The sequence below is a fragment of the Actinoplanes sp. NPDC049316 genome, from assembly GCF_040677315.1.
In the GTDB taxonomy this organism is placed as follows: Bacteria; Actinomycetota; Actinomycetes; order Mycobacteriales; family Micromonosporaceae; genus Actinoplanes.
In genome coordinates, this window is record NZ_JBFAQM010000027.1 from 104,929 (window position 1) to 131,259 (window position 26,331).

Consider the following 26,331-nt stretch of genomic DNA (forward strand, 5'->3'; position numbering starts at 1 on the left):
CGTTCTCGTCTTGCTGGAGGGGCTGGACTCAGAAGTCCATGTCCCCGCCGCCCGGGGCGCCGGCCGGGGCCGGGTTCTTCTCGGGCTTGTCGGCCACGACGGCCTCGGTGGTGAGGAACAGCGCGGCGATCGACGCGGCGTTCTGCAGCGCCGAGCGGGTGACCTTGGCCGGGTCGATGATGCCCGCGGCCAGCAGGTCGACGTACTCGCCGGTCGCGGCGTTGAGGCCGTGACCCGCGTCGAGGTTGCGCACCTTCTCCACCACGACGCCGCCCTCGAGGCCGGCGTTCACGGCGATCTGGCGCAGCGGGGCGTCGAGCGCGATCTTCACGATCTGCGCGCCGGTCGCCTCGTCGCCGACCAGGTCCAGCTTGTCGAACGCGGTCTTGCCGGCCTGCACCAGCGCGACGCCACCACCGGGCACGATGCCCTCCTCGACGGCCGCCTTCGCGTTGCGCACGGCGTCCTCGATGCGGTGCTTGCGCTCCTTGAGCTCGACCTCGGTGGCCGCGCCGACCTTGATGACCGCGACGCCGCCGGCCAGCTTGGCCAGGCGCTCCTGCAGCTTCTCGCGGTCGTAGTCGGAGTCCGACTTCTCGATCTCGGCGCGGATCTGGTTGACCCGGCCCTGGATCTGCTCGGCGTTGCCGGCACCGTCGACGATGGTGGTCTCGTCCTTGGTGATGACGACCTTGCGGGCCTGGCCCAGCAGGCTCAGGTCGGCGTTCTCCAGCTTGAGGCCGACCTCCTCGCTGATGACCGCGCCACCGGTGAGGATGGCGATGTCCTCGAGCATGGCCTTGCGGCGGTCGCCGAAGCCCGGGGCCTTGACGGCGACGGACTTGAAGGTGCCGCGCACCTTGTTCACGACCAGGGTCGCCAGGGCCTCGCCCTCGACGTCCTCGGCGATGATGACCAGCGGCTTGCCGCCCTGCATGACCTTCTCGAGGACGGGCAGCAGGTCCTTGACCGCGGAGATCTTGCTGTTGGCGATCAGGATGTACGGGTCGTCGAAGACGGCCTCCATGCGCTCGGCGTCGGTCATGAAGTACGCCGACACGAAGCCCTTGTCGAAGCGCATGCCCTCGGTGAGCTCGAGCTCGAGCCCGAAGGTGTTGCTCTCCTCGACGGTGATGACGCCTTCCTTGCCGACCTTGTCCATGGCCTCGGCGATGATCTCGCCGACCGTGGAGTCACCGGCGGAGATGGAGGCGGTGGAGGCGATCTGCTCCTTGGTCTCCACGTCCTTCGCGATCTGCGACAGGCCCTCGGACACGCTGGCGACGGCGGCCTCGATGCCCCGCTTCAGGGCCATCGGGTTCGCGCCGGCCGCGACGTTGCGCAGACCCTCACGCACCAGCGCCTGGGCGAGGACGGTCGCCGTCGTCGTGCCGTCACCGGCGACGTCGTCGGTCTTCTTGGCGACCTCCTTGACCAGCTCGGCGCCGATCTTCTCGTAGGAGTCCTCGAGCTCGATCTCCTTGGCGATCGACACACCATCGTTGGTGATGGTGGGCGCGCCCCACTTCTTCTCGAGCACGACGTTGCGACCCTTGGGGCCGAGCGTCACCTTGACGGCGTCGGCGAGCTGGTTCATGCCCCGCTCGAGGCCGCGACGCGCTTCCTCGTCGAATGCGATGATCTTGGCCATACGGCTGTGTCCTCCTGGACATCCGCGGTGCCGGGCCTGCTCGGCCCCGCCCTCCGCACGTTGAGGAACTCTGCGGACGTCACCACCTGGCGATGTGACGTCCTCAGGTCGAGCCGGATAGCCCGCGACGACCGGTCCCGTGCCCCGGCGCCGATGGCGGCGCCGCGACCGTGACCCCACCGTCCCGACCTGTTGGCACTCACACCTCGCGAGTGCCAATGACTTGTTTAGCACTCCGGTGGGGCGAGTGCAAGGACAACGCCCATGTCCCGGGGAGCCCCGCAACACCCTGTTGATCACGATGCGTGAACGATCGTCGCCGGTCATCCGTACGGGTCGGCGAGGGCGTGACAGCGATCACCCCATCCGGCGATGGACCGGTCCGGCCGGGGCGGGTAACAGGTGTGGCCGATCTTCGGACCAGTGTGCCGGGATTGCCCTTTTCGTCCTGTTCAATCCGGACAGATCAATGCTAAATTTCCCGTTGCCGCAGGTTGGCGCGGAGGACAACGCCGTTTGACGCTGCCTGTAACGTGCGGGGGCGGCGCGCGTGCCGCAGGACTACGGGCGATCCGGCGGCGACCGGATTGAGGAGTGAGCGGAGTGGACAACCGTATCGTCGGCGCGGACGAACGCGCCCACCTACGGGAGCCGGACGGCCAGAAGATCCCCGCACAGCGGTCACCCAGCGTCACCGATTCGGTCGAGGACTCCCCGCAGTCCCCGGGCACCGGCGCCAAGCCGCTGGTCAGCGTCGTCGTCCCGGCGCACGACATCGAGGCGTACCTCGACGAGTGCCTCGAGTCGCTCGCCCGGCAGACGTACCACACCATCGAGGTCATCGTCGTGGACGACGGCTCGGTGGACGGCACCGGCGCCATCGCCGACGAGTGGGCGCGCAGGGATCCCCGGTTCAAGGTCATCCACCAGGCCGAGGGCGGCCCCGGCCAGGCCCGCAACGCCGGCCTCGCCATCGCCCGCGGCACGTTCCTGACCTTCGCCGACGGCGACGACGTCGTCCCGCCGTACGCGTACGAGATGCTGATGACCACCCTGGAGCACACCGGCTCCGACTTCGCCTGCGGCGCGGTCCGGTCCCTGACCTCCAAGGGCGCGGCGGCCTCGCCGATGCACACCCCGATCTTCACCAAGACCGTGCTGAAGACCCACGTCAGCGAGCGGCTCACGCTGCTCAAGGACCGGACGGTGTGGAACAAGATCTACCGCCGCCGGTTCTGGGACGAGCACGGGCTCGCCTTCCCCGAGGGCGTCGTCTTCGAGGACGTGCCGATCGCGCTGACCGCCCACGCGATGGCTACCTCCGTCGACGTCGTCAACGTGCCGGTCTACTACTGGCGCAAGCGCGAGAGCGGCGAGAAGTCGATCACTCAGCGCAAGACCGACTGGAAGACCACGGCCGACCGGCTGCGCGCCGTCGACCGGGTCAGCCGCTTCCTCGGCGAGCACCACCAGGGCGAGGTCAAGCAGGCGTACGACGCCAACGTGCTGGTCGACGACTTCGCGATCGTGGCCAACTCGCTGCCCGACGCGGACCCGGAGTTCCAGGCGTCGTTCCTGCGCGAGGTCAACCTGTTCCTCGCCCGCGTACGCCCCGGCACCGTCGAGGGGCTCCCGCCCAAGTGGGCCGTCATCTGGCACCTCGTCCGTGAGAACAAGCTCGCGGAGGTCATCGAGGTCCTGATGGCCAGCCGCCCCGGCATGCCCATCGCCACCAAGCACGAGGGCAACAAGCGCTACGCCGAGCTGCCGTTCCTCGACGACCCGGCGGCCGGGGTGCCGCGCGAGCTCTACAACATGGGCAAGCCCGCCGTCCGCAGCCAGATCACCGAGCTGACGTGGCGCGACGGCAAGCTCGTCATCCGCGGGTACGCGTACATCGACGGCACCGCGGCCAACTCCCGCTGGACCTCGGCGCGCATCGTCCGGCTGCGCGAGCGCACGACCGGCCGCACCATCACGCTGCCCGCCACCCCGCGCCGCGAGCCCGAGGCGACCGCCACCTCCAGCCACGGCGACAAGTCGTACGACTGGTCCGGCTTCGAGGTCACCATCGATCCCGCCTCGCTGCAGTCCGGCGGCACGTGGGAAGAGGGCCGCTGGCAGATCGCGGTCGGCATCATCGCCGGCACGAAGCTGCGCAAGGGCCGCCTCAAGGTCGGCCCGCACCCGACCCGGCTGCGTCTCACCCCGCAGTACCTGGACGCCACCACGCAGCTGACCCCCACCGCGGACGGCGCGTACATCCTGTTCCGCATCGACAAGGTCACCGCCAAGACCACCGCGATCGCCTTCGAGGGCAACAACCTGGTCATCGACGGCGTCGTGATCGGCCCCAATCCCAGCGCCGGCCGGATGCGGCTGTGCCGGGTCCCGGACGTCGCCGAGACGTACGCGGCGGTGGAGTTCGGCGAGACCCGCAAGGGCAGCACGCCGTTCCGCGCCGTCGTGCCCCTCGCGCCGCTGTTCGCGCACGCCGGCGAGGCGGTCATGCCCCCGCCCGGCGGCGCGATGGACCGCTGGCGCATCCAGATGGCCTTCTTCAGCGGCGGCCAGCAGTCGGTGCACCTGCTCAGCGACGAGCTGCCCACCGCCCGCTCCGGCATGTTCGACCGGCACGTCTTCGTCCGGCGGACGGCGGCGGGCTTCCTGTGGCTGTGCTCCCGCGCCCGCGGACCCGTCGCCGACGCCGCCGAATGGCAGCCCGACGGCACGCTCGAGCTGACCGGCGACTTCAACCCGGCCGACGGCTCCCCCGAGATCAAGCTGCGGATGCGCGGCGCCGCCGAGGAGCGCGAGCTCGACGTCACCACCGACGGCGACCGCTGGACAGCCCGGATCAACCCCAGCAAGGTGCCGTCGTGGGGCGGCTTCGTCGAGCTGCGCCCCGGCCTGTGGGACCTGCTCGTCAGCCACACCGCCGGCGGCGCGTACGCGGTCACCAACCTCGTCGTGGCCAACAACGTCCGCGCGATGTGCCCCGCCGAGTCCCCCGACCAGCACCGCGAGTACACGCTCGAGCTGGCCGAGGGCGACTTCGTGGCGCTGCGGGCGGGCTCGGTGCTGCAGGTCGACGAGCGCGGGGCGTACGCGCGTACCCATCTGCGCGAGAAGCGGACCGCGGCCCTGCACCGCACCCCGCTGCGCGAGGCCGTGCTCTTCGAGAGCTTCGGCGGCCGGCAGTATTCGGACAGCCCCAAGGCGATCCACGAGGAGCTGCTCCGCCGCGGCCTGCCGCTCGAGGCGCAGTACCTGACGGTCCGCGACGGGCAGGCCTTCACCCCGGAGACGCTGACCACGGCCCGCCTCGGCGGCATCGAGTGGTACGACGCGCTGGCCACCTGCCGCTACATCGTCACCAACTCGCACCTGCCGGACTGGTTCAAGCGCCGCCCCGGCCAGGTCGTCGTGCAGACCTGGCACGGCACGCCGCTCAAGCGGATCGGCTTCGACGTGACGGACATCCGCCACGCCGACCGCAACTACCTGCAGCGGGTCGAGCAGGAGACGCCCAACTGGTCGTTCCTGGTGTCGCCCAACCGCTTCAGCACCCCGATCCTGCAGCGGGCGTTCCGCTACGGCGGCGAGATGCTGGAATCGGGCTACCCGCGCAACGACATCCTCTTCCGGACGGACCCGGCCGCCACGGCGGCCGTCCGGCGCAATCTCGACCTGCCCGACGGCAAGCGTGTCATCCTGTACGCGCCGACGTGGCGCGACGACGAGTTCTACGGCCAGGGCCGCTACAAGATGTCGATGCAGCTCGACCTGGCCGCCGCCCGGCGCATGCTCGGCGACGACCACGTCCTGCTGGTCCGCCGCCACCCCAACGTCGTCGACCCCATCCCGGACGACGGCTCCGGCTTCGTCCGCGACGTGTCCACGTACCCGGACATGGCCGACCTGCTCTCGGTGACCGACGTGCTCATCACGGACTACTCGTCGGTGATGTTCGACTTCGCCAACACCGGCCGGCCGATCCTGCTGTTCACGTACGACCTCGAGCACTACCGCGACAAGCTCCGCGGCTTCTACTTCGACTTCGAACGCGAGGCCCCCGGTCCGCTGCTGATGACGTCCGATGACGTGATCAAGTCGCTGGCGGAGATCGCGGTGGACCCGAACGCGTACGCGGACGAGCGCCGCGCGTTCCAGGAGCGCTTCTGCGACCTGGACGACGGCAACGCGACGCAGCGGGTGGTCGACCGGATGCTGCAACTCGGCACGGAACTGCGCTCCGAACGCTGAGCGACGCTCGCATCGCCAGGCCCGGCCGCTTGTGCCGGGCCTGGCCCCTTTCCGCAGGCCACCGTCTGCTTCGACGGGGACGGGTCCTCCGCCGGGCGAGCTTTCCGCGGTGGTTCGGGGCTGCTCCGGCCCGCTTGTCCCCGGCCGGGACCGGCACGGTCGCAATAGCGCCATCCAGGTTGCCGGTTGGCCCGGCAGCGGGTAGGCAGGCAGCATGACCAGCACGTTGGCGCCCGCGATGACCGTGCACCGGGTGACCCCGCAGGACGCGGCGAGGATGCGCGCGCTGCGGCTCGAGATGCTGGCCGACAGCCCGCTGGCGTTCCTGGAGACGCTCGCCCAGGCCGCGGCCCGCCCGCACGCCGACTACCGCCGCCGGATCGTGCAGGCCTCGTCGGGCGGCCAGCTCGCACAGTTCGTCGCGGACCCGGGTGGCCGGCTCATCGGCCACGCCGGCGGCACGGTGCTGCCCGAGGAGCCGGCCGCCACGGTGGTCTTCGCCGTCTACATCACCCCCACCCGGCGCGGGCAGGGCGTGCTCGCCTCGCTGGTGGACGCGGTCGCCGAGTGGTCGCTGACGGTGGGCCGGCGGGAGCTGATGCTCGAGGTCGTGGTGGGCAACGACCGGGCGGTGCGGGCGTACGAGCGGCTCGGCTTCGAGGACACCGGCGTCCGGGTGCCCCACCCCGTCGTCCCGGGCCTCCGGGAGCTCCAGATGCGCCGGCACGCATGACCGACAACCCGCCGACCACACCGCGGCCGCCGCTGCGACGGTGGCCGTTGGCGCGGGCGGTGCTCACGGCCGTCAACGGGACCACCCTCGTGGGGCTCGGGGTCGCCGTGCTCGCCGGCGCAAGGGTGCGCCGGGGCCGGCACGGCATCCTCGTGGCCGAGGGTTACCGGCGCCGGGTGCCACCGGCGACCTGCTTCACCGTCGGCTCGGTCGTGATCACCCGTCGGACGGCCGACTGGTTGCTGCACGACAGCCGCTCGGAGTTGCTCGCCCACGAGAGCCGGCACGCGGGCCAGTACGCCGTCCTCGGCCCGCTGTTCTGGCCGGCGTACTGGGCGGCGTGCGGATACTCGTGGCTGGTGACCGGCTCGTACGGCGCCCGAAACGCGTTCGAGCGGCACGCGGGCCTGGAGCGGGGCGGCTACGCCGACGCGCCGCTGCGCCCGTGGGTGCACAGACTGCGCCGTCGCCGGGGAACAAGCCCGGAAGCGCCGGAAGCAACGACAGCCGACTGACGAAGCGCCCGTGGAAGCCGGCGGAACAGCCCGGAAAGTTGGTCGGGAGGACGCGCGCACAGCGCCTCCGGCACTGGGTCGTTGGGCCCCCAGGAGATTGTCGCCAAGCTCGTAGGTGGGGCCGCGTACGGCGTCGCGTCCTCCCGCGTAGAGCATCCTGCCGATCCCGGAACTCTCGCGCAAGCCCTCGCGCGAAGGAAATTCTCGACGTACGGCAGGATGTCCACTACAGCGAGTTAACCGAGCAGGCCTGCCTCGCGCGCGCCGCGCAGGGAGGGCTTGATCCGGTGGGTGGGGCCGACCTGACCCTCGACCGCGTCGATGGTCTTGAGGCCCTCGCCGGTGTTGTAGACGACGGTCTCCTTCTCCGGGTCGAGCTTGCCGGAGGCGACCAGCTTCTTCAGCACGGCGACGGTCACGCCGCCGGCGGTCTCGGCGAAGACCCCGGTGGTACGGGCCAGCAGCCGGATGCCCTCGCGGATCTCCTCGTCGTCGGCGTAGTCCATCCAGCCGCCGGTGCGCTCGACCGCCTCGATCGCGTACGCGCCCGCGGCCGGGTCGCCGATGTTGAGGCTCTTGGCGATGCCGGTGGGCTTCACCGGGATGATCTGGTCGGTGCCGTTGTGCAGCGCCGTGGCGATCGGGTTGCAGCCGGCGGACTGGGCGCCGAAGACCGTCCAGCCACCCTCGGGGGCCTCGCAGAGCCCGATCTCGACGAGTTCACTGAACGCCTTGTCGACCTTGGTGAGCAGCTCGCCGGAGGCCATCGGGATGACGACCTGGGCGGGGATGCGCCAGCCGAGCTGCTCGGCGACCTCGTATCCCAGGGTCTTGGAGCCCTCGGCGTAGAACGGGCGCACGTTGACGTTGACGAACGCGGTGTCCTCGAATTCGTCGGTCTCGACGAGCTCGCCGCAGAGCCGGTTGACGTCGTCGTACGAGCCCTCGATGGCGACCAGGCCGCCGCCGTACACCGCGGAGGTGATGACCTTGCCGGGCTCGAGGTCGCTGGGGATGAAGACGATGCTCGGCACGCCGGCGCGGGCGGCGTGCGCGGCCACCGAGTTGGCCAGGTTGCCGGTCGAGGCGCAGGCGAAGCGGGTGAAGCCCAGCTCGCGGGCGGCCGTGAGGGCGACGGAGACGACCCGGTCCTTGAAGGAGTGGGTCGGGTTGGCGGAGTCGTCCTTGACCCACAGCGGCGCGCGCAGGCCGATCTCGGCGGCGAGGGCCGGGGCGCTGATCAGCGGGGTGAGGCCGGGGTCGAGGGTGACCCGGGCGGCCGGGTTCTGGCCGGCGGGGAGCAGGGCGGCGTAGCGCCAGATGTTCTGCGGGCCCGCCTCGATCTGCTCGCGGGTGACGGCGGCGAGCGCGGCCTGGTCGTACGCGACCTCCAGCGGGCCGAAACACTCGTAACACGCGTGCTGCGCGGCGAGGGGGAACTCCGTGCCGCAGCCGCGACAGACGAGGGCGCGGGCGGGGCTGGTGGAGGTGGCGGTGGGGGCGTCGACCGTCGACGTCATACGAGGCTCCTTCTCATCTTTCCCGGTCGCGGGGTCACCGCGGTTCCGGGACGGAATTAGCACCTGCCGCGCGCCTGCCTCGTCATCGAGTCGTGCGCGGTGGTTGCCGGGGCGTCGTCGGGCCGTATCCCTCAGCCCCTCTGGATGAGGTATTCAGTTGTGTTTCCCACACCTTACGTGGCGAGGCCGGAACGACAACCCGGTTGTCCCGAGGTGTGAGCCAGCCGACGAGGCGTGGAGTCCCCGGCAGGGTGGCGCCGTGTGCATAGGGTGACGCACGTCATTCCCACCAACGCTCCGGAGGTCCGGCGTGAGCGCCGTCCTTGAGATCCAGGGTCTGCAGAAGACCTATCGCAGCCGAAAGGGGGTACGCCGCGCGCTCGACGGCTTCGACATGGTCGTCGAGGCGGGCCAGGTGCACGGCTTCCTCGGCCCCAACGGCTCGGGCAAGACCACCACGCTGCGTACGCTGCTCGGCCTGATCCGTCCGAACGGCGGCCGCATGGCGATCCTCGGCCGTGAGGTGCCGCAGGCGCTGCCCGAGGTGGCCGGGGCGGTGGGCGCGATCGTGGAGAGCCCCCAGTTCTTCGGCAACTTCTCCGCCCGGGACACGCTGTCGCTGCTGGCCGACGCGGGCGGCGTGGAGCGGGTCCGGGTGGACGAGGTGCTGGAGCTGGTCGGGCTGCGGGACCGGGCCGGCGACCGGGTGAAGACGTACTCGCTGGGCATGAAGCAGCGCCTGGCCGTCGCCTCCGCGCTGCTCAAGAACCCGCGGCTGCTGATCCTGGACGAGCCCGCGAACGGCCTCGACCCGGGCGGCATCCGGGAGATGCGCACGCTCATGCGCAATCTCGCCGAGTCCGGGATGACGGTGGTGCTGTCCAGCCACATCCTGGGCGAGATCCAGCTGATCTGTGACTCCGTCACGATCATCGCGGCCGGGCGGCGGGTCGCGGCGGGCGCGGTCGCCGACGTGCTGGCCCAGCACGCCTCTTCTTCGGTACGGGTACGCCTGGAGTCGGCGAACGACCTCACGGCGTCCGCCGGGGCGTTGCGCGACCTCGGCGCCCAGGTCGTCGTGGAGGCCGACCACCTCATGGTCAGCGGCCTGGCCCAGCCCAGCGCGATCACCCGCACGCTCGCCGCCCGCGACGTCTACGTCGCCGAGCTGTCCCCGGTGTCGGTGGACCTCGAGAGCGTGTTCCTCGAGCTCACCGGCACCGCCCCGGTGGCCGGCGAGCACCGGCAGGTCGACGAGACGGTCATGGCCCAGGCGGGTCCGGCGCAGGGTGGGTGGGGACAGTGAGCCTGTACACGGCGGAGACCCGGCGGCTGACCAAGCGCCGCTTCACCCGGTTCTTCCTGATCGGCGTCGTCCTCGTGCTCGGCGCCATCGCGGCCGGCATGTTCCTGACGAACCACAAGAACACCCCGGAGGTGGTGGCTGCCGCCCAGGCCAAGGCCGACCGCGAGTTCCAGCAGGCGGTCGTGCGGGCCGAGGCCGACCGCAAAGCGTGTGAGGCCCAGACCCAGCCGGGCAGCGACTGCTCGCAGATGTGGACGCCCACCCGGGAGGAGTTCCAGGCGCAGTGGTACATGCCGCCGACGTTCGACTTCCGGAAGAACTTCAAGGACATGGTGACGACGCTCGCGTCGATCCTGGCCGTGGCGGCGTTCGTGATCGGGGCGTCCTTCGTGGGCGCCGAGTGGAGCAGCGGCGGCATGATGAACCTGCTGCTGTGGCGGCCGCAGCGGCTCAAGGTGCTGAACACGAAGCTGGCCGCGCTGCTGGTGCTGCTGGCGGGGGTCACGGTGGCGCTGTCGGCGCTGTGGACCGGCGCCTTCGCGCTGATCGCGAGCCTCCGCGGGACGCTGGACGGCATGACGTCCGGGGCCTGGCAGTCGTACCTGCTGATGGAGCTGCGCGGGCTGGTCATGGTGCTGGTGGCCGGGGCGGTGGGCTTCGGGCTGGCGTCGATCGGGCGGCACACCGCGGTGGCGATGGGTGTCGCCATCGGTGTCCTGGTCGTGCTCCAGGCGGGCCTCGGCACGGTGCTGGCGATGGCACAGGTGAAGTACCTCGAGATGTACCTGGCCCCGACCTGGATCGCCGCCTGGATGACCAAGTCCGTCGAGCTGATCGACTACAACGCGCCGTGCGTCGGCTCGGGGGACACCTGCGTGCAGCCGAGCCTGACGCTCACCTGGCAGATGGCCGGCGCCGGGATCGTGATCCTGATCGCCCTCGTCCTGGGTACGGCAATGTGGACTCTCCGTAAGCGAGACATCACCTGAGGTAACGTCCGGTGGAAGGCGCGCGGCGGGGATCGTCAGCTGTCACTATGGTGGCGGTCCCTGCCGCGCGGGACCTCTCACCACCTGCGAGGACTGTCATGCAACCCGACGCCGCCACGAACGAGCAGCAGCACGTCCCGGCGCCCCGGGAGGCCGGCGAGACGCCGGGGCTCACCGAGCGCGAGCAGCAGATCCTCGCCTTCGAGCAGAAGTGGTGGAAGCACGCCGGGTCCAAGGAGCAGGCGATCCGTGACGCGTTCGGCCTCTCCTCGACCCGCTACTACCAGCTGCTCAACGGCCTGCTGGACAACCCCGCGGCGCTCGAGCACGACCCCGTCCTGGTCGGACGCCTCCGCCGGCTGCGCTCCACGAGGGCACGCACCCGCCGCCGCTAGCCGGCCGCGTGCGTCGAGGCGTACGCCTCCAGCCACGCCACCTGCACCGGATCCAGCGACGCCCGCACCCGCTTGCGGGCCGTCTCCACATGCCCGGCCGTCACCGTCGTCGCCTCCAGGGACTCCCGCATCGCCGCCAGCGCCGCCTCGCGGATGAGCGCCGCGCAGTCGGCCGCCGAGAAGCCCTCCAGGTCGGCGCCGAGCGCGTCGAGGTCCACGGCGTCGTCCAGCGGCACCGACTTCGACGACGCGCGCAGGATGGCCGCGCGCGCGTCACCGTCCGGCGGCGGGACGAAGACGAGCCGCTCCAGGCGTCCGGGGCGCAGCAGCGCCGGGTCGATGAGGTCCGGCCGGTTCGTCGCCCCGATGACCACGACGTTGCGCAGCGACTCCACCCCGTCCAGCTCGGTGAGCAGCGCCGCGACCACGCGGTCGGTCGTGCCGCCGTCGGTGGCCTGCCCGCGGGTCGGGGCCAGCGCGTCCACCTCGTCCAGGAAGACCAGCGTCGGCGCGGCCTCGCGGGCGCGGCGGAACAGCTCGCGGACCGCTCGCTCGCTGTCGCCGACCCACTTGCTCAGCAACTCGGCGCCCTTGACCGACAGCACGTTCGCTTTGCCCGTACCCGCGATGGCCTTGACCAGATAGGTCTTGCCGCACCCGGGCGGGCCGTAGAGCAGCACCCCGCGCGGCGGCTGCACGCCGAGCCGGGCGAACGTGTCCGGATAGGTCAGCGGCCAGAGCACCGACTCGGTCAGGACCTGCTTGACCTCGACCATGTCGCCGACCTCGTCGAGCGTGACCTGCGCGACCTCCAGCGTGGACTCCGCCATGGAGGTCGGCCGTACGACGTCCAGCGCCGCCTCGAAGTCGGCCATCGCCACCGTCGGCGTCTCCGCGTCCTTCTGCCGCAGGGCCGCGCGGACACCGGCCTCGCGGGCCAGCGCGCCCAGGTCGGCGGCGACGAAGCCGGGCGTACGCCCCGCCACGTCGTCCAGGCGCACGTCCTCGTCCAGCGGCATCCCGCGGGTCAGCACCCGCAACTGTTCGCGCCGCATCGCCGCGTCCGGCAACGGTACGGCCAGCTGCACGGCGAGCAGGTCGGGTGAGCGCAGCGACGGATCGACCGCCTCGGGCCGGCTCGTCGTGCACACCACGGCGGCTCCCGCCTTGATGAGCTCGGCCAGCACCTGCCGGAAGACCGTGGACAGCGGTCCCGGCTCGTCCCGGGGCGCGAGCGCCTCCACGTCCGCGATCAGCAAGACCGCCGGCGAGCCGTCCCGTACGTCGCGGGCGAGAGCGCGCAGCCGGGTCGCCGCGGCGTCGTTGGTGAGCGCGGCCAGCTCCGGCGCCCACACCGGCACCACACCGGCGCCGACGCTCGTCGCCACCGCGCGGACCAGGGCGGACTTGCCCGAACCGGCCGGGCCGGACACCAGCACGCCGAGCGAGACGGTGGTGCCGAGGCGCCCGAGCACCTCGCGGTGGTGGAAGCCCAGGTCCAGCAGTTCGGTCAGCTCCTGCGCCTGGGTACGCAGCCCCGGCAGGTCGTCCACGCTGGGCGGCGGCATGTCCGGATCGGTGGAGGCCGGCTGCCCCGTCGCCGGGGCCGGCTCCGCTTCCCGCCGTACGGTGGAGAACTGGCCGTCCTGCCACCCCACGACCGTGTCCATGGTGACCAGCGCGGCGTCCGCGGCCTCGACCGCGACCACCTGCAGCAACGTGCTCGTCCAGGCGTAGCCGACCCGGTTGGCGAGGCTGCGCCGAGCTGCCTCGACCAGCGACCGGTGCGCCGCCTCCGGCATCACGTCCTGGGGCAGCAGCGACACGTCGTCGCCGGCGGTGACGACCTTGCCGAGCAGGGCGAGGCGCAGCATCTCGGGCGAGACGACCGCGACGATCTCGGCCGGGCCGGTGAGCGCGACCCGGCGCGCCGCGACGACCGGCACCGGGGTGACCGTCACCTGGCCGCCGTCGCGCAGTCCCAGGTTGCCGATGGTCAGGTCGTCGGCGTAGAGCAGCGCGCGGCTCGCGCCCGGCTCCGCCCGCGCCGCGATGCCCGCGGTGCTGCGGCGCCCGGTCAGGCGCAGCGGATCCCCGGGATTGATCGCCAGCGCGGCCATCACCTCCGGGTGCAGGCGCACGATGCCGCGGCGCGCGTCGAGGGCCGCCGGCCGTTGGGTGACGGTCAGCGTGAGGTCGTCTGGCACCGCGGGGCCCTTCCGTTTGGACTTGGGGACTAGGTTGACACGCTATCGCCGTCAGTCGCCCCGGGGAGGCACCCACCATGAGGCACCGCCGCAGCGCCGCGCTCGTCGCAGCCGTCGCCGCTCTCGCTCTGCTCGGCACGGCCGCCTGCGGGGACGACTCCGACGACAAGGGCACGCCGGCCTTCGTGTCGCCCAGCGGCTCCGCGAGCGCTCCGGCCGCCGGCGCGACGTCCGCGGCACCCGGCACCTCCGCGGCGCCCACCACCGGGACGCCCACCGAGGGCACGTCGTCCCGGAAGCCGCCGAAGAAGGGCGAGGCCAACCAGGGGCCGGTCGGCAGGCAGCAGGGCTGAGCCGGTTCACAGCTCCCGCTCAGGGGCTCGCGGATAGCGTTGCCCCATGTCCGCCCTGCCGACGTTGTGCCTGCCCGCAGCGGAAAACCCAGGATGAACGGCTTCAAACGCCGTGCCCTCCCCCGCCCGACGCGGCGCCGGGTCGTGGCGAGCGCGACTGTCCTCGTGCTCGTGGCCGCCCTGGTGACCTGGGCCGCGCTGCCGGAGCGGCACTCCTGGACCGCCACCGACCAGCGGATCACCGTGCGGTCCGGGCCCGCGGGCACCGAGCCGGTCGACCTGGACACGCGCTTCTACCTGCCGAAGGACCGCGACGGCAAGGTGCCGGCGGTGCTGCTCGCGCACGGCTTCGGGGGTACGAAGACCTCGGTCGGCGACGACGCGGAGTCCCTGGCCGACCGCGGGTACGCCGTGCTCACCTGGACCGCCCGCGGCTTCGGGGCGAGCGGCGGCGAGATCCACCTGGACAGCCCCGACTACGAGGTGCGCGACGCCCAGCGCCTGCTCGACTGGCTGGCCGAGCGCCCCGAGGTGCGCACCGACGCCGCGGGCGACCCCCGGGTCGGCGTGGTCGGCGGCTCGTACGGCGGCGCGCTGGCCCTGCTGCTGGCCGGGCAGGACCCGCGGGTGGACGCGATCGTGCCGCTGATCACCTGGAACGATCTGGGCCGGTCGTTCTTCCCCCAGTCCGCGGACGGCGTCACGACGCCCGGCGTGTTCAAGAAGGGCTGGGCCGGCCTGTTCTTCGGCAACGGCTCGGCCTCGCCGGCCGGGGGCCCGCCCAGGGCGGGAGGCGACCCCGCGTGCGGCCGGTTCGCCGCGGACGTCTGCGCCGCGTATCTGAAGATGGCGACCACCGGCGTGCCCGACGCCGCCACGACCGCGCTGCTGCGCCGGTCGAGCCCGGCCACCGTGCTGGACCGGATCAAGGCGCCCACGCTGCTGATCCAGGGGGCCGTGGACACGCTCTTCCCGCTCTCCGAGGCGGACGCCAACGCGCGGGGCATCGCGGCGGCCGGGACCCCCGTACGCGTGGCCTGGTTCACCGGCGGGCACGACGGCGGCCTCGGCCCGCAGACCGACCAGGACCGGACGAAGTTCCTCACCGCCCAGTGGCTCGACCACTACGTCAAGGGTGAGAGCCCCGCGCCGGAGAACAGCTTCACGTACTCGCGGGTGGCCGGGTTCAGCGCGCTGGACCGGGGGCTCGTCACCAACGGCTACTCGGATCCGGCGTACCCGGGGCTGGCCGGGAGCGGGCGCACCGAGATCTCGGTCAGCGGGCCGGCGCAGCCGATCGCCAACCCGCCCAACGGCAACCCCGGCGCGCTGTCGTCGCTGCCCGGCGTGGGCGACCGGCTCAGCTCGCTGCTCGGCGGTGTCGCGGGCGACCTCGGCGGCCAGCACGCGACGTTCGAGTCGGCGCCGCTGAGCGCCGCGGCCGACGTCGTCGGCGCGCCCACGGTGCGGCTGCGGATCGCGTCGCCGACCGGCTCGGCGACGGTGTTCGTCAAGCTCTACGACGCGGACCAGAACGGTACGGCCACACTGAGCGGCGGCCTCATCGCGCCCGTGCGGCTCACCGGGCTTCCCGAGGACATCGCGGCGGCGCAGCCGGTCATGGTCACGCTACCGGCGATCGTGCGGCGCATCGACGCCGGGCACACCGTACGGGTCGTCGTCGCCACGTCCGACCAGGGCTTCCTCACCCCGGCCGACCCCGCCGTCTACACCGTCGCGGTGGAACCGGCGGTGACGCTGCCGACCGTGGTGGGCACGCCGATCGCCAACCCGCAGGTCGTCTGGCGGTACGTGCTTCTCGGCGTGCTCGTGGCGATCGTCCTCGGCGTCGTGGCGGTGCTGCTCGTCCGCCGCCGCCGCGAGGCTCCCCCGGTGGCCGAGTTCGCCGACACCCCGCTGGTGGTGCGCGGGCTGCGCAAGGCGTACGGGGACGGGTTCGTGGCCGTCGAGCAGGTGGACTTCCGCGTCGAGCGGGGGCAGGTCGTCGGCCTGCTCGGCCCCAACGGCGCGGGCAAGACCACGACGCTGCGCGTGCTCATGGGCCTGACGATGCCGACCTCCGGCGACGCGCTGGTGTTCGGCCGCCCGCTCACCCCCGGCGCACCGATCCTGTCGCGGGTCGGCGCGCTGGTCGAGGGGCCCGGCTTCCTGCCGCACCTAAGCGGGTACGAGAACCTGCGGGCGTACTGGCAGGCGACGGGCCGGCCGATGGCGGACGCCCGGTTCGAGGAGGCGCTCGACATCGCCGGCCTGGGCGACTCGGTGCACCGCCGGACGAAGAACTACAGCCACGGCATGCGCCAGCGGCTCGCGATCGCCCAGGCGATGCTCGGCCTGCCGGAGTTGCTCGTGCTCGACGAGCCGACGGACGGGCTCGACCCGCCGCAGATCGCCGAGATGCGCCGGGTGCTGCGCCGGTACGCCACCGACGGCCGGGCGGTGCTGGTCTCCAGCCACCTGCTCGCCGAGGTCGAGCAGACCTGCACGCACGCGGTGGTGGTCAACAAGGGCCGGATCGTGGCGGCCGGCCCGGTGTCGGAGATCGTCGGGGAGTCCCCGTCGGTGCAGCTCTCGGTCTCCGACGTCACCGCGGCGACCTCCGTGCTGGAGTCCCTGGACGTCCGCGGGGTGCAGCGCGACGGCGCGACGGACCTCATCGTCGACATGAACGGCACGCCCCGCGAGGAGGTGGTGGCGTCCCTGGTCCGCGCCGGCGTCGGCGTCGACCGGGTGGTGCCGCGCCGCCGCCTCGAAGACGCGTTCCTCGCCCTCGTGGGCGACAACTCCCGGGGAAGTGGGGACCGATGAGCAGCGCAGCCACCGGCTACCGGCCGTCCGCGACCCTGCCGATCCGGGCCGAGATCCGCCGGCAGGCCTCGCGGCGGCGTACCCAATTGGCGTTGGGCTTCATGGTCCTGCTGCCGTTGATCGTCCTGCTGGCCTTCGAGTTCGGCGGCGGGAACGACGACGACAACGGCGGCGGCGCGTTCTCGTCGCTGGTGGACCTGGCCACGTCGGGGGGCCTCAACTTCGCGCTCTTCGCGATCTTCGTGTCCGCGGGCTTCCTGCTCGTCGTGGTCGTGGCGCTGTTCTGCGGCGACACGGTCGCATCCGAGGCCAGCTGGGGCAGCCTGCGCTATCTGCTGGCCATCCCGGTCCCGCGCGCCCGCCTGCTCGCCGTGAAGCTCGTGGTCGCGCTGGCCTACTCGCTGACCGCGCTGCTCACCCTCGCCGGCACCGCCCTGCTGGTGGGCACCCTCCGGTACGGCTGGCACCCGCTCGGCAGCACGGTCGCCGCGGAGATCCCGGCGGGCCAGGGCGTGCTGCGCCTGCTCGCGATCCTCGGCTACCTCGCCGTGACCCTGCTCGGCGTGGCCGGCCTGGCGTTCCTGCTCTCGGTGCTCACGGACGCGGCCCTCGGCGCGGTCGGCGGCGCGGTCCTGCTGTGGATCCTGTCCAGCATCCTCGACCAGATCACGGCGCTGGGCTCACTGCGCAACTTCCTGCCGACGCACTACAGCGACGCCTGGCTCGGCCTGCTCTCGACCCCCATGCAGACGGACGACGTGGTCAAGGGCGCGATCTCGGCGGTCTGCTACGCGACGCTGTTCTGGTCACTGGCCTTCTACCGCTTCACCCGCAAAGACGTGACGTCGTAGGCGCCGGTGCGGCCGCGCACCGTGACGCTTCGGAGCGAGCATGGTGCGCGGCCGCGCTGTGCGGATGGCTCACCTACGGGGCGCTCTGGTTGCTCCAACGCCAGGCCGACCCGCTCCACCAGTCGACCCACAGGTTCTCGTCCCCGCCGACCACGAAGGCGTACGGCCGGGAGGCGTTGTCGACAGCCGTCACGCTGCCGCCGGCCCGGATGGCGACGTTGGCGGGATGACCCTGATTGGACCAGCTCCACGCCGACCCGCTCCACCAGTCCACCCACAGGTTCCCGTCACCGCCGCGGACGAAGACGTACGGACGCGTGCCGTCCACCGCCACCACGCCGACACCGGCGTCGAACGTCGTGCTCGCCGGGCGGCCCAGATTGGACCAGCTCCACGCCGACCCGCTCCACCAGTCCACCCACAGGTTCCCGTCGCCCCCGCGGACGAAGACGTACGGACGCGTGCCGCTCACCGCGACGGCGCCGATCTGCGCATCGATGGAGGTGTTGCCGGGGCGGCCCTGGTTGCTCCAGTACCACGCCGATCCGCTCCACCAGTTGACCCACAGGTTCCCGTCACCGCCGCGCACGAAGACGTACGGCCGGGCCGCGTTGTCGAGCGCCACGACGCTGCCGCCGGCCCGGATGGCGACGTCGGCGGGACGACCCTGATTCGACCACGACCAGGCCGACCCGCTCCACCAGTCGACCCACAGGTTCCCGTCACCGCCGCGCACGAAGACGTACGGACGCGTGCCGTCCACCGCCACCACGCCGACACCGGCCCCGATCGAGGTGCCGCCCGGCGAGCCGAGATAGCTCCACGTCCATGCCGACCCGCTCCACCAGTGCGTCCACAGTTTCCCGTCGCTGCCGCGGACGAAGACATACGGCCGGCTGGCACCGTCGAGGGCGGTGACGCCGATACCGGCGTCGATGGTGGCGCTGGACGGGCGGCCCTGGTTGCTCCAGTACCACGCCGACCCGCTCCACCAGTTGACCCACAGGTTCCCGTCACCGCCGATCACGAACACGTACGGACGGGTACCGTCGACCGCCACGGAGCCGATGGTGGCATCGATCGACGCACCCGCCCGTGCCTGCGAGTGGGCGAACCGCGGACCGTCGGACGAGGGCGCGGCCTGAGCACTGGCACCCGGCGCCGTCAAGGCAGTTCCGACGATCAGCGCGGCCGCCGCAATCGACAGCCACCTCTTCCCGAACCTCATCACGGAATCCTCCCGGTGAAATCAGGCGTCCCGAACACCTCAAGGATTTCAGCGGATCGTGTCCGGCTGGTGACAGCTTGTCGATGCGTCAGGCGACGACGACCTGGACGCCGGCCTCGCGGAAGGCGTGGACCACCGAGGCCGGCGCGCCCGAGTCCGTGACCAGGGTCTCCACCTTGCTGATCGGGCAGATGCGGGCGAACGCGTGCCCGCCCAGCTTGGACGAGTCGGCGATCACCACGACGCGCTTGGCGCGGGCCACCATCAGGCTGTTCATCGCCGCCTCGCCCTCGTGGTGGGCGGCCGCGCCGAGCTCGACGTCAAAGGCGTCGACGCCGAGCAGCACGATGTCGAGGGTGACCTCCTTGAGCAGCGCCCCGCCGAGCGGGCCGACCAGCTCGAAGGACTGGGGCCGGACGACGCCGCCGGCGACCACGATCTTCATGCGGGAGCGGACGAGGAGCTCGTTGGCGATGTTGAGGGCGTTGGTCACGACCGTCAGCTGGGCGCCGTCGCCGCTGGTGTTCAGGTCGGGGCGGACGGCGAGCGCGCGCGCCACCTCGGTCATCGTGGTGCCGCCGTTGAGCCCGACGACGGTTCCCGGCACGACCAGGTTGGCGGCCGCCTCGCCGATGCGCTGCTTCTCGGCCGAGTGCTTCGCGCTCTTGTAGCGCAGCGGCAGGTCGTACGAGACCCCGTTGGCGACCGCGCCGCCGCGGGTACGGGTGATCATCTGCTGCTGGGCGAGCTGGTCGAAGTCGCGGCGGATCGTGGCCTGGGAGACGTCGAGGCGGCCCGCCGCGTCCTCCACCGTGACGCGGCCGGTCTCCGCCAGTACCTCCAGCAGGGCATTCCACCGCGCGTACCGGTCCACCCGATCTCCCTGCTGCTCGTTTCGTGATAAGAGTGTGCACATTAGTGCGCGAAACGTCGCGAAGCAAAGAAGTTGTCTGCGCGAACCCGGTCTCCTGGTTGCGGCGCGACCGATCCTCCACGCAGAATGACGCTCGAAAGAGCGGAGAACCGAGCGCTTATGCGCAGCACAACGGCCTGATGAGGAACCCATGAGTCACGTCAAGGTGGAGATCGCCAGTCAGCCGGACTGCTGGCGGCAGGCGGCGAAGATGGCGGACTCCGACGGGCTGCCGCTGCCCGGCGAGCGGGTCGCCGTGGTCGGCTGCGGCACGTCGTGGTTCATGGCGAAGGCGTACGCGGCCCTGCGCGAGCGCGAGGGACACGGCGACACCGACGCGTTCCAGGCCTCCGAGTTCCCGCTGCACCGGGCGTACGACCGGGTCATCGCGATCACCCGGTCCGGCACGACCACCGAGGTGCTCGAGCTGCTCGAGGCGCTGCGCGGGCGGACCCGGACCACCGTGATCACCGCGGACGGCCGGGAGCCGGCCGCGTCGACCGCCGACGACGCGATCGTGCTGGACTTCGCCGACGAGCTGTCGGTCGTGCAGACCCGCTTCGCCACCAGCGCGCTGGCCCTGGCCCGCGCGCACCTGAACTTCGACATCGAGCCGGTCGCGGCCGACGCCGAGGTGGCCGTCCGGCTGCCGCTGCCGGTGCACCCGGCGCTGGCCGAGCAGATCACCTTCCTGGGCCGCGGCTGGACGGTCGGGCTGGCCGAGGAGGCGGCGCTCAAGTGCCGCGAGGCCGCCGGCTGGTGGGCCGAGGCGTACCCGGCCATGGACTACCGGCACGGCCCGATCTCCATCGCCCGGCCGGGCCGGGTGGTCTGGGCCTTCGGCGAGATCCCGGCGGGCCTGTGCGACGAGGTCGAGGCGACCGGCGCGGCCTTCGTGCACAGCCGCTACAACGGCGGGTACGCCGCCCTGGGCAGCTGGCGCGGCGGCGGCCGGGCCGGCCTCGACCCGATGGCCGACCTGGTGGTGGCCCAGCGGGTCGCCGTCCTGCTCGCGACCAGCCAGGGTCTCGACCCCGACCACCCACGCAACCTCACGCGTTCCGTCGTCCTCCCATGACAGCCCGGGACGTGGTGGTGGCGCTGGACGTCGGCGGCACCGGCATGAAGTGCGGACTGGTCCGCCGCGACGGCACCGTGCACCACTCCGAACGGCATCCCACGCTCCCCCAGCGCGGGCCGGAGGCGGTCACCGCCGACATCCTGGACATCGCCGAGGGCCTCGCCGCGCGAGCCCGGGCGGACGGCCTGGAGCCCGTTGCCGCCGGCGTCGCGGTGCCCGGCGTGGTGGACGAGGAGACCGGCACGGCCGTGTGGTCCAGCAACGTCGGCTTCCGCGACGTACCGGTCAAGGACCTGGTGTCGCAGCGGCTCGGGCTGCCCGCGGTGCTCGGCCACGACGTCCGCGTCGGCGGGATGGCCGAGGCGCGCCTGGGCGCGGGCCGCGAGCAGCGGCACGTGCTGTTCATCGCCATCGGCACCGGCATCGCGGCCGCGCACGTGGTCGACGGCAAGGCGTGCTCCGGGGCGCACGGCGCCGCGGGCGAGGTCGGGCACATCATCGTGCGGCCCGGCGGCCCGCCCTGCAACTGCGGCGGGCGCGGCTGCCTGGAGGCGATCGCGTCGGCCTCCGCGGTGGGCCGCCGCTACGTCGAGCTCTCCGGCGTCGCCGGGGTGACGGCGTACGACGTGGCCACGCGTGCGGCCGCCGGTGAGGACCTCGCCAACCGGGTGTGGACCGAGGCGGTGGAGGCGTTCGCGGACGGCCTGCTCACCGCGCAGGCGCTGTACGACGCCGGCATCGTCGTGCTCGGCGGCGGCCTGGCCGAGGCCGGGGAGGCGTTGCTCGCGCCGCTGCGGGTGGCGCTGGAAGCCCGGGTCACGTTCCACCGGGTGCCGCAGATCGTGCATGCGGCGCTCGGCGACACGGCCGGCTGCCTCGGCGCGGCCCTTTCGGCCCTCGACTCCCTGGAGCGCATGCAGTGACGAAGATCCACGGTCACGTCGTCCGGCCCGGCGCGGTGGTGCCCGGGTTCGTCGAGGTCGACGGCCCGGCCATCCTGTCGGTCGAGGCCGGCGACCCCGCGGGCGACGACGTCATCGTGCCGGGCTTCGTGGACCTGCACTGCCACGGCGGCGGCGGGCACACGTTCACCCGCGGCGACGCCGGGGACGCCACCCGGGCCGCGGCGTTCCACCTCGGCCACGGCACCACCACGATGCTCGCGAGCCTGGTCAGTTCGCCGTACGAACTGATGCGGGACGCGACCGCCGCGTATCTGCCGCTGGTGCGCGACGGCGTGATCGCGGGGATCCATTTCGAGGGGCCGTACCTGAGCGGGGCCCGGTGCGGGGCGCAGAACCCGGCGTTCCTGCGCGACCCGTCGATCGACGAGCTCACCGCACTGGTCGAGCTCGGCGCGGGCGCGATCCGCATGGTGACCATCGCGCCGGAGCTGCCCGGCGCGCTCGACGCGGTCCGCTACCTCGCCCGGCACGGTGTGATCGCCGCGCTCGGGCACACCGATGCCACGTACGAGCAGACCCTGGCCGGTGTCGCGGCCGGCGCGACCGTCGGCACCCACGTGTTCAACGGCATGCCGCCGGCGCACCACCGGGAACCGGGCCCGGTCGTGGCGCTGATCGACTCGCCGTCGATCGTCTGCGAGTTCGTCGCCGACGGCACCCACCTGCACGACGGCACGCTGCGCTTCGCCGCGCACGCGACCGGGCCGGACCGGGCCGCGCTGATCACCGACGCCATGGACGCCGCCGGGATGGCGGACGGGCAGTACGAGCTGGGCGGCCAGGACGTGACGGTCGCCGGCGGAGTGGCCCGGCTGACCCGCAACGGCTCGATCGCCGGCAGCACGCTCACCATGGACGCGGCGCTGCGGCAGGCCGTCGGCGCCGGGCTGGATCTGCCGGCCGCCTCGGCGATGGCCTCGACCACCCCGGCGCGGGCGCTGGGCCTCGCCGATCAGGTCGGCGCGCTGGAGGCCGGCCTGCGCGCCGATCTCGTGGTGCTCTCCGCGGACCTGCGGGTCAAGCGGGTGATGCGGGCCGGGGAGTGGATCTAGACTCGAGGCCCCACGGTACGCGGGCCAGCAGGCGAGCCAGGATCAGCCCGAGCAGCAGTCCCGCCACCGAGTCGGTGATCCAGTGGAACGCCAGGTACGTCGTCGTGACGAACACGATGGCCGGCGGCAGCACCCGCAACGCCAGGTTCGCGCGCGCCGACAGCGGCCGGCTCAGCAGCACCCCGAGCAGCACGGCGATGGCGTAATACCAGGCCAGCGCGTTGGCGACGTGCCCCGACGGGTAGCTCATCGCGGCGGTGCCGGAGGCAGCCGGGTTGAACAGGATCTCCCGGTCCGGCCCCTTGAAAGCCGGGGCGGCCCGGTCCAGCCAGATCTTCAGCGGGCCGATCGTCACGTACGTGAGCACGAAGACACCCACGAACAGCGCGGCCGGCCGCCAGGACCGCAGCCGCCGGGTCGCCAGGCCGGCCAGCAGGATCGTGAGCGGCATGAGCACCTGGCCGCCCTGGCCCAGGAAGTTGAGCACCCGCAGCGTCCAGTACAGCGGCGTGGGCCGATGATCGGACACCCAGTCGGCGACCCGCACGTCCAGGGCGAGCAGGTGGCCCCGGGCCAGCGCGACGGTCAGCAGCACGAAGCCGGCCAGCAGGACGGCGTCCGGCCACCATCCGCGTACGCGCTGGTCCGGGCGGGTCTCGACGGCGCTCTGCTGCATGGGACCCACGCTACCGTCGCGGGGAAAGCCCTACAGGTACGCCTTGAGCCGCGCGTACAGCAGGTCGGCGCGGACACCGGAGTTCGGGCAGCCGCCGAAGTGGTGCAGGGCGACCACCTTGTCGGTCTTGCGGGACAGCACCGGACTGCCGCTGGATCCGCCCTCGGTGTCGCAGTAGTACGCGACGTCGGAGTTCCGCGCGTACCCGTCGTAGGCGTTGTCGGTGATCGAGCAGGTACCGGCTTTCTCCCCGAGGCGTCCCGCGATCCGGGTGGGCTCGCCCGCCGGGTGCTGCGGCACGTACAACTCCTGGCCGCGCGCCGGGCGGACGGTGTCCAGGGTGAGCGAGCCGAACTTCTGCACCGCCGCGAAGTTCTCGACGGTGAAGAGCGTGTAGTCGTACACGTGGTTGGTCGCGAGGACCTTGTCGCCCCACACCTTGGTCGGCCGGAAGACGTCGTAGCCGCCGCACCGCGCGCACTGGTAGTTGAACCACACCTCGGTCTCGTACGCGTCGTCCGAGGTGTCGAAGCAGTGGTTGTTGGTGAGCATGCGGTTCTTGGAGCCGATGCGCCAGCCGGTGCAGAGCTCGGTGCCGTTGATCAGCAGCCGGGCGATCGCCTTCGAGCGGGTGTACGCGACCGGGTCCGCCGACCGGTAGCAGACGGCGTCGCGGCTCTCGTCGTTGCCGCAGACCGACTCCTCGCGGCCCGTACGGTTCGGGTTGCTCAGCTGCGCCTCGGGCGCGCGCTCCTGCTCGCGCTTCGTGAAGCCCTTGGCGACCTTGTCGACCCGTACGCCCAGCCGGTCGAGCAGCGAGCCGACCAGCCCGCCGCCGCGGTGCATCTCCAGGACGGCCGTGTCACCGGTGATCGACATGGCCCACCGGTCCGACGGCGCGGCTGCGTCGAGCAGCTTCGGGGCGTCGTACCGGTAGGACTCCTGGCCCTTGGCGTCCGAGACGGTCAGGTAGTCGCCGGGCAGCATCGTCATGCGGCTGAAGTGCAGCTTCACGTACGAGGCGCCGGGGTAGCGGAAGACCTCGCGTTCGGGTGAGCCGTACCCGAGCAGCTTGTCGACGCCGAGCAGCTCGCCGATCTTCTGCCGGCCGTCTTCGGCGGGCCGGGTGGCCGCCTCGGTGGTCGCCGTGCTCCTGACCGTGGCCTGCGCCTTCTCCGCACGCGGCACAGCCGTTGCCTTGTCGGCCTTTTTGTCCGCTGTGGACCGCTCGACCGCGACGGGGGTACGCGCCGGGCCCGCGGCCTCGTGCCAGGTGCCGACCGTGCGGCCCTCGTCGCCGCTCGACCGCCACGCCACCGCACCGGCCGTCCCGGCCAGTGCCAGGGCGGCGCAGGCCCCGGCGACGATACTCACCGTCCGTCGCACATCCACTCCCGTCCCTCGCGTCACATCGCCGACATAAGCAACAATCGGGCGATCTCGCTTCTGTGTAACGAGCCACGTGCGGCAGCGACGCGCCGCCCGGAACGTGCACACTGGCTTCGTGCGCATCACCTCAGCCCTTGTCGACCCGGCGCTGCTGGACCTTCCGTGGCACTTGCCGCTCGAGGAGTGGCCCGCGGATCACCTCGTCGCACTCCCGCAGGGCATCTCGCGGCACATCGTCCGGTTCGTCAAGCTCAACGACACCGTGTACGCGCTGAAGGAGACCCGGGAAAGGATCGCCGAGAAGGAGTACGACCTGCTCCGCGCGCTGGAACGGATCGACTTCCCGGCCGTGAAGGCGGTCGCCATCGTCACCGACCGTACGGACACCGACGGCGAGCCGCTGGAATCCGTGCTGATCACGCGGCACCTGCAGTTCTCCCTGCCGTACCGGGCGTTGTTCTCGCACGTGCTGCGCCCCGAGACGATGAACCGCCTGCTCGACGCGCTGGCCGCGCTGATCGTGCGGATGCACCTCACCGGCTTCTCGTGGGGCGACTGCTCGCTGTCCAACACGCTGTTCCGCCGCGACGCCGGCGCCTTCGCGGCGTACCTCGTCGACGCCGAGACCGGGAACCTCTACCCCAAGCTCTCCGAGGGGCAGCGCAGCGAGGACATCGAGATCCTGCGGCTCAACATCTTCGGCGAGTGCCTCGACCTGCAGGCCGCCGAACTGCTGCACGAGGCGATCGACCCGGAGACGGTGGTCGACGACATCGTGTCGCGCTACGAGCGGCTGTGGCACGAGGTCACGTACGAGCAGGAGGTCGCGCGCGACGCCCGGCACGACATCGAGGGCCGCATCCGCCGCCTCAACGACCTGGGCTTCGACGTCGCCGAGGTGGCCATGTCCACCGTGGACGGCGGCTACCGGGTGCGGCCCAAGGTCGTCGACGCCGGCTACCACACGCGCCGGCTGCTGCGGCTGACCGGGCTCGACGCCGAGGAGAACCAGGCCCGGCAGCTGCTCAACGATCTGGACGCGTACCGGGCGGAGAGCGACCTGATCGACGAGCAGCAGGCCGCGCACCGCTGGCTGACCGAGGTCTTCGAGCCGGTCGTCCGAGCGGTCCCGGCCAACCTGCGCCGCAAGCTGGAGCCGCAGGAGATCTTCTCGCAGATCATCCAGCACAAGTGGCTGCTGTCCGAGCGCGCCGGACGCGACGTGGGGATGGCGCCGGCGGTGCAGTCGTACCTGACCGATGTCCTCGCCCACAAGCCGGACGAGCAGGCTGTCCTCGGCGTGGAGGTGGGCGCCGTCTAGGTGTACTGACCACGGACGTTGGTGACGGGAAGATCTTGTAAAAGGTGAGGGCCTTCGGGTTCGGTGTGGATTGCGACGTCCTACCCCGAAC

20 protein-coding genes and 1 riboswitch are annotated in these 26,331 nt (G+C 72.0%); of the genes, 13 read left to right on the top strand and 7 right to left on the bottom strand.

Features of this window, described 5'->3' with window-relative positions; genetic code table 11:
- Positions 1–28: 28 nt before the first annotated feature.
- On the bottom strand, positions 29–1,651 hold the full coding sequence (gene groL / locus AB0K03_RS31565) for a chaperonin GroEL (protein WP_364692370.1): 1,623 nt from the start codon (positions 1,649–1,651) through the stop codon (positions 29–31).
- A gap of 603 nt (positions 1,652–2,254) precedes the next feature.
- Here groL and AB0K03_RS31570 point away from each other — a divergent pair.
- The 3 genes from AB0K03_RS31570 (at position 2,255) to AB0K03_RS31580 (ending at position 7,165) form a co-directional block, all read left to right on the top strand.
- Positions 2,255–5,917, top strand: a complete 3,663-nt coding sequence (locus AB0K03_RS31570; RefSeq protein WP_364692371.1) for a CDP-glycerol glycerophosphotransferase family protein — start codon at positions 2,255–2,257, stop codon at positions 5,915–5,917.
- Positions 5,918–6,131: 214 nt separating this feature from the next.
- A complete protein-coding gene (locus AB0K03_RS31575) occupies positions 6,132–6,650 on the top strand; it encodes a GNAT family N-acetyltransferase (RefSeq protein ID WP_364692373.1) in 519 nt (172 codons plus the stop codon).
- Entirely contained in the window at positions 6,647–7,165 is a 519-nt protein-coding gene (locus AB0K03_RS31580; protein ID WP_364692375.1) for a hypothetical protein, read from the top strand. The genes AB0K03_RS31575 and AB0K03_RS31580 overlap by 4 nt, the downstream gene beginning before the upstream one ends.
- A 236-nt stretch (positions 7,166–7,401) precedes the next feature.
- Here AB0K03_RS31580 and thrC read toward each other — a convergent pair whose 3' ends face one another.
- Positions 7,402–8,685: a threonine synthase gene (gene thrC, locus AB0K03_RS31585; RefSeq protein WP_364692377.1), complete on the bottom strand. Its 1,284-nt coding sequence runs from the start codon at positions 8,683–8,685 to the stop codon at positions 7,402–7,404.
- A gap of 10 nt (positions 8,686–8,695) precedes the next feature.
- A riboswitch (SAM riboswitch) is annotated at positions 8,696–8,836 on the bottom strand.
- Positions 8,837–8,995: 159 nt separating this feature from the next.
- Between thrC and AB0K03_RS31590 the strand changes: the two genes are divergently transcribed.
- From AB0K03_RS31590 to AB0K03_RS31600, 3 genes are read left to right on the top strand one after another with little or no spacing between them, the layout of a single operon-like run.
- Entirely contained in the window at positions 8,996–9,991 is a 996-nt protein-coding gene (locus tag AB0K03_RS31590; RefSeq protein ID WP_364692378.1) for an ATP-binding cassette domain-containing protein, read from the top strand.
- On the top strand, positions 9,988–10,980 hold the full coding sequence (locus AB0K03_RS31595) for an ABC transporter permease subunit (protein WP_364692380.1): 993 nt from the start codon (positions 9,988–9,990) through the stop codon (positions 10,978–10,980). Before AB0K03_RS31590 ends, AB0K03_RS31595 begins: the two co-directional genes overlap by 4 nt.
- Before the next feature lie 47 nt (positions 10,981–11,027).
- On the top strand, positions 11,028–11,375 hold the full coding sequence (locus AB0K03_RS31600; protein ID WP_364692382.1) for a DUF3263 domain-containing protein: 348 nt from the start codon (positions 11,028–11,030) through the stop codon (positions 11,373–11,375).
- Here AB0K03_RS31600 and AB0K03_RS31605 read toward each other — a convergent pair.
- Complete coding sequence (locus AB0K03_RS31605; protein ID WP_364692384.1) at positions 11,372–13,582, bottom strand: AAA family ATPase; 2,211 nt, start codon at positions 13,580–13,582, stop codon at positions 11,372–11,374. The genes AB0K03_RS31600 and AB0K03_RS31605 overlap by 4 nt on opposite strands.
- 77 nt (positions 13,583–13,659) lie before the next feature.
- Between AB0K03_RS31605 and AB0K03_RS31610 the strand changes: the two genes are divergently transcribed.
- The 3 genes from AB0K03_RS31610 to AB0K03_RS31620 all read left to right on the top strand — a co-directional run bounded on the left by AB0K03_RS31610 (position 13,660) and on the right by AB0K03_RS31620 (position 17,615).
- Complete coding sequence (locus tag AB0K03_RS31610) at positions 13,660–13,935, top strand: hypothetical protein (protein WP_364692386.1); 276 nt, start codon at positions 13,660–13,662, stop codon at positions 13,933–13,935.
- A gap of 93 nt (positions 13,936–14,028) precedes the next feature.
- Positions 14,029–16,764, top strand: a complete 2,736-nt coding sequence (locus AB0K03_RS31615; RefSeq protein WP_364692388.1) for an alpha/beta fold hydrolase — start codon at positions 14,029–14,031, stop codon at positions 16,762–16,764.
- On the top strand, positions 16,761–17,615 hold the full coding sequence (locus AB0K03_RS31620) for an ABC transporter permease subunit (RefSeq protein WP_364692390.1): 855 nt from the start codon (positions 16,761–16,763) through the stop codon (positions 17,613–17,615). Before AB0K03_RS31615 ends, AB0K03_RS31620 begins: the two co-directional genes overlap by 4 nt.
- A 73-nt stretch (positions 17,616–17,688) precedes the next feature.
- Here AB0K03_RS31620 and AB0K03_RS31625 read toward each other — a convergent pair whose 3' ends face one another.
- Together AB0K03_RS31625 and AB0K03_RS31630 are read right to left on the bottom strand one after the other, a co-directional pair.
- Positions 17,689–18,675 carry a hypothetical protein gene (locus tag AB0K03_RS31625; protein ID WP_364692391.1) on the bottom strand — a complete coding sequence of 329 codons (987 nt, stop codon included), beginning with the start codon at positions 18,673–18,675 and terminating at the stop codon, positions 17,689–17,691.
- Positions 18,676–18,931: 256 nt separating this feature from the next.
- Complete coding sequence (locus AB0K03_RS31630; protein ID WP_364692393.1) at positions 18,932–19,717, bottom strand: DeoR/GlpR family DNA-binding transcription regulator; 786 nt, start codon at positions 19,715–19,717, stop codon at positions 18,932–18,934.
- 190 nt (positions 19,718–19,907) lie between these two features.
- Between AB0K03_RS31630 and AB0K03_RS31635 the strand changes: the two genes are divergently transcribed.
- Genes AB0K03_RS31635 through nagA form a run of 3 tightly spaced genes read left to right on the top strand, consistent with a single transcriptional unit; the run spans position 19,908 to position 22,854 of the window.
- Complete coding sequence (locus AB0K03_RS31635; RefSeq protein WP_364692395.1) at positions 19,908–20,834, top strand: sugar isomerase; 927 nt, start codon at positions 19,908–19,910, stop codon at positions 20,832–20,834.
- Entirely contained in the window at positions 20,831–21,760 is a 930-nt protein-coding gene (locus AB0K03_RS31640; RefSeq protein ID WP_364692397.1) for an ROK family protein, read from the top strand. The genes AB0K03_RS31635 and AB0K03_RS31640 overlap by 4 nt, the downstream gene beginning before the upstream one ends.
- Complete coding sequence (gene nagA, locus AB0K03_RS31645; RefSeq protein WP_364692399.1) at positions 21,757–22,854, top strand: N-acetylglucosamine-6-phosphate deacetylase; 1,098 nt, start codon at positions 21,757–21,759, stop codon at positions 22,852–22,854. Before AB0K03_RS31640 ends, nagA begins: the two co-directional genes overlap by 4 nt.
- Here nagA and AB0K03_RS31650 read toward each other — a convergent pair.
- A complete protein-coding gene (locus tag AB0K03_RS31650) occupies positions 22,820–23,530 on the bottom strand; it encodes a phosphatase PAP2 family protein (protein ID WP_364692401.1) in 711 nt (236 codons plus the stop codon). The genes nagA and AB0K03_RS31650 overlap by 35 nt on opposite strands.
- Before the next feature lie 30 nt (positions 23,531–23,560).
- The gene (locus tag AB0K03_RS31655) at positions 23,561–24,904 is read right to left on the bottom strand and encodes a serine protease (RefSeq protein ID WP_364692404.1); all 1,344 of its coding nucleotides are present in this window, start codon (positions 24,902–24,904) and stop codon (positions 23,561–23,563) included.
- Positions 24,905–25,034: 130 nt separating this feature from the next.
- Between AB0K03_RS31655 and AB0K03_RS31660 the strand changes: the two genes are divergently transcribed.
- Positions 25,035–26,240, top strand: coding sequence for a DUF4032 domain-containing protein (locus tag AB0K03_RS31660; protein ID WP_364692407.1), 1,206 nt, complete (start codon positions 25,035–25,037; stop codon positions 26,238–26,240).
- The last annotated feature ends 91 nt before the right edge of the window (positions 26,241–26,331 follow it).